At 58.1% G+C, this 3,641-nt stretch carries 2 protein-coding genes and 1 pseudogene; all 3 read right to left on the reverse strand.

What is annotated here, in order from left to right; genetic code table 11:
* Positions 1 to 663 precede the first annotated feature (663 nt).
* Positions 664 to 2,328 carry a dihydroxy-acid dehydratase gene (gene ilvD, locus K8W16_RS05545; RefSeq protein WP_304121938.1) on the reverse strand — a complete coding sequence of 555 codons (1,665 nt, stop codon included), beginning with the start codon at positions 2,326 to 2,328 and terminating at the stop codon, positions 664 to 666.
* Between the two features lie 85 nt (positions 2,329 to 2,413).
* The gene (ilvC, locus tag K8W16_RS05550) at positions 2,414 to 3,406 is read right to left on the reverse strand and encodes a ketol-acid reductoisomerase (RefSeq protein ID WP_304121940.1); all 993 of its coding nucleotides are present in this window, start codon (positions 3,404 to 3,406) and stop codon (positions 2,414 to 2,416) included.
* 45 nt (positions 3,407 to 3,451) lie between these two features.
* Positions 3,452 to 3,641, reverse strand: a pseudogene (locus K8W16_RS05555) (hypothetical protein); the annotation flags it as partial.

Here is a 3,641-nt window from a genome sequence, read left to right on the forward strand (position 1 = left end):
CCTGGAACAAGCCTTCTCTGCCGGACAAGACTGCCAAAAGCCGTCATGTCCCTGCAACGTAGCTCGCCGGACAAGCCCCTTCCCTTCCGCAAAGGATGAACCAGAAAAGGACACGCTGAGGGAAAAACATCCTCCGTGGGCATGCGCTTCTTCATGGCTACCGAAGCCGCATTAAAAAATCGGGTTGCCTCACGCCGGATATATCGGCATGAAGCAACCCGGTTTTTCCTCCGGCACACACTGTGCGTTACCGAAAGCCGGAGTCTTCCGCATCATCAACCATACGGAAGAGCGCCTCTGAAAACATACCTGAGAAGATGTGCCGTCGGCTTTTTCTGCCGCTCCGCGCGCTTTTCCGAACGAGGGATAGTCCTTGAAGAACAGATCGGAAACGCATCATGCTCCGGTGTATGATACGCTGTGGAGTGAGGGAAGCGCATGGTCCGCCCATACGCAAAACCACAACCGCCATACCGCGCAGTTTTCGCCCGCTCCTGCCTGAGGGATTCCCTTCAGACCGCCTGAAGAGAAAAGCAGGAAAAGAAAAAACTCATGCCTCCCTGACTGAGGGACCGCTCCGGACCGCCCGGCAACGGAATCATGGAAGCGATACGCGAAAGAGCTTCGAGCCGCTTCATCAAGCAGCGGCAATCTCCCTTATTTCTATTTCAACACGGCTCCGGTATTGGCGCTGCTGACAAGCCGTGCATACCGGGCAAGCCACCCGGTCTTGATGTTAGGTTCGCGGGGAGTGAAGGCCGCTTTTCTGCGGGCAAGCTCTTCATCGCTCACTTCCACATTGATGCTGGCATTCGGGATATCAATACATATGATATCCCCTTCCTGAATAAGGCCGATGGGGCCGCCTTCGGCAGCTTCGGGAGAAACGTGGCCGATGGACGCGCCGCGGCTCGCGCCGCTGAAGCGGCCATCGGTAATAAGGGCCACGGTCCTGTCCAGCTTCATGCCTGCAAGGGCGCTGGTGGGATTGAGCATTTCACGCATGCCCGGGCCGCCCTTGGGGCCTTCGTAACGGATAACCACTACGTCGCCTTCATGAATATCGCCGTTATAAATGGCGCTAATGGCCTCATCCTCACTGTCGAACACGCGGGCCGGGCCGCTGTGCGTGAGCATCTCAGGAGCCACGGCGCTGCGCTTCACCACACAGCCGTCGGGAGCGATGTTGCCCCAGAGAATCTGAAGGCCGCCCGTGGGGCTGTAGGGATTGGAAAGGGGACGTATGGCGCCCGTATCCTTGATAGCCGCGCCCTTGATGTTCTCCGCAAGAGTTTTTCCGGTGGCCGTAATCAAGCTGGTATCAAGGTAGCCGCCCGAGGCAAGCTCAGCCTGTACCGCGGCGATACCGCCCGCCGCATACAGATCCTGCATGTGAGTGGGGCCTGCGGGAGCGAGATGGCAGAGGTTGGGCACCTCGGCGCTCACTTCATTGAACAGAGAAAGATCGAAAGCCACTCCCGCCTCATGGGCGATAGCCAGAAGGTGAAGCACGGTATTGGTGCTGCACCCCAGGGCCATGTCGCAAGCAAGGGCGTTGCGGATGGACTTTTCATTAACGATATCGCGGGGCTTGATATCGCGCTTCAGAAGCTCCATGACGGCCATGCCGGAATGTTTGGCAAGCTGCATGCGGCGGGCATGCACAGCAGGGATAGTACCGTTGCCGGGCAGGGCTATGCCCACGGCCTCACACAGGCAGTTCATGGAGTTGGCGGTGTACATGCCAGCACAGCTTCCGCACCCGGGACACACGCCGGTCTCGCATTCTTCGAGCTTCTCGTCGTCAATGAGGCCTATTTTACGGGCGCCCACAGCCTCGAACATTTTGGAAAGGCTCACCTCTTCGCCGTCGTACACGCCGGCCATCATGGGTCCGCCGCTGCATACCACGGAAGGAATATTCAGGCGAAGCGCGCCCATAAGCATGCCGGGCACTATTTTGTCGCAGTTGGGCACAAGCACCAGGGCATCCAGCTGATGAGCCATGGCCATGGTTTCCACGCTGTCGGCAATGAGTTCACGGCTGGCCAGGGAATACTTCATGCCGATATGCCCCATAGCGATGCCGTCACACACGCCTATGGCGGGAATGAGTATGGGGGTACCCCCGGCCATACGCACACCGGCCTTCACGGCCTCGGCTATCTTGTCCAGATGGGCGTGCCCAGGTACGATTTCGCTATGGGCGCTGATGACGCCGACCAGCGGACGATCGAGCTCTTCCCGGGTATAGCCCATGGCATAGAACAGGCTGCGGTTGGGCGCGCGTTCCACGCCCTGCGTGACATTCGCACTGCGAAGCTTCATGAGACCTCTCTCCTTCAATCCCCTGCAAAAAGACAGAACATCGCCGGGCAGCGGGGACCGCCCGGCGATGTTTACAAAGCAGAGCTTACTTCTTGAGCCAGCTCATCATCTGGCGCAGTTCGGCGCCGACCTTTTCCAGCTGATGTTCCGCTTCCATGCGGCGGGTGGCAAGGAACTTGCCCTTGCGGCCGGCGGAGAATTCCTGCATGAATTCGGAGGCAAAGGTGCCGTCCTGGATTTCACGCAGAACCTTCTTCATTTCCTTGCGGGTCTCTTCGGTGATGAGGCGCTTGCCGGTACGGTAGTCACCGTATTCAGCGGTGTTGGAAATGGAATAACGCATGAAGCCGAAGCCGCCGTTGTTGATGAGGTCGACGATGAGTTTCATTTCGTGGATGGTTTCAAAGTAGGCCATTTCAGGAGCATAGCCCGCTTCCACGAGAGTTTCAAAGCCGGCCTTCATGAGTTCGGTCACGCCGCCGCAGAGCACAGCCTGTTCGCCGAAGAGGTCGGTTTCGGTTTCTTCACGGTAGGTGGTTTCCAGAATACCGGCGCGGCCAGCGCCGATGCCCGCGGCATAGGCCAGGGCATAATCCTTGGCGCGGCCGCTGTAATCCTGGGCAATGGCGATGAGGCTGGGCACGCCCTTACCTTCCACATACTGGCTGCGCACAGTGTGGCCGGGGCCCTTGGGGGCGATCATAATCACGTCGAGATTGGCAGCAGGCTTCACGAAGCCGAAGTGGATGTTGAAGCCGTGGGCGAAGCAGAGCACGTCGCCTTCCTTCATGTTGGGGGCGACCTGGCGGTTGTAGATATCAGCGGCGACTTCGTCGGGCACCAGCATCATCACGATATTGCCAGCCTTGGCGGCATCTTCCACTTCCATGACTTTCAGACCGGCTTCTTCGGCCTTGGCCCAGCTGGCGCTGCCCTTACGCAGGCCGACAACGACGTTCACGCCGCTTTCATGCAGGTTCTGGGCATGGGCGTGGCCCTGGCTGCCGTAACCGATGATGGCGACCGTTTTGCCGTCGAGCATACCGAGGTTGCAGTCCGCGTCATAGTACTTCTTGATCATGATAATTTCTCCATTTCAATGAATATCGTCTGTTACGGCAGCCTATTCCTGGCTGCTTTTCCACCAATCACTCTGGGATCCTCTGGGCATGCCGATGATACCGGAGCGGCACATTTCAAGGATCTGATAGGGCGACATGACTTCCATAAACCCTTCGATTTTGGAAGGCTTCCCGGTCAGCTGTACTACCATGCTACTTGAGGTGAGGTCAATAATTCTGGCCCGGTAAACC

The sequence above is a fragment of the Mailhella massiliensis genome (assembly GCF_020741395.1).
In the GTDB taxonomy this organism is placed as follows: Bacteria; Desulfobacterota; Desulfovibrionia; order Desulfovibrionales; family Desulfovibrionaceae; genus Mailhella; species Mailhella massiliensis_A.

Bases quoted from the DNA above. Each gene is read 5' to 3' on its own strand.
- ilvD (WP_304121938.1), bottom strand. From the start codon at position 2,328: ATGAAGCTTCGCAGTGCGAATGTCACGCAGGGCGTGGAACGCGCGCCC.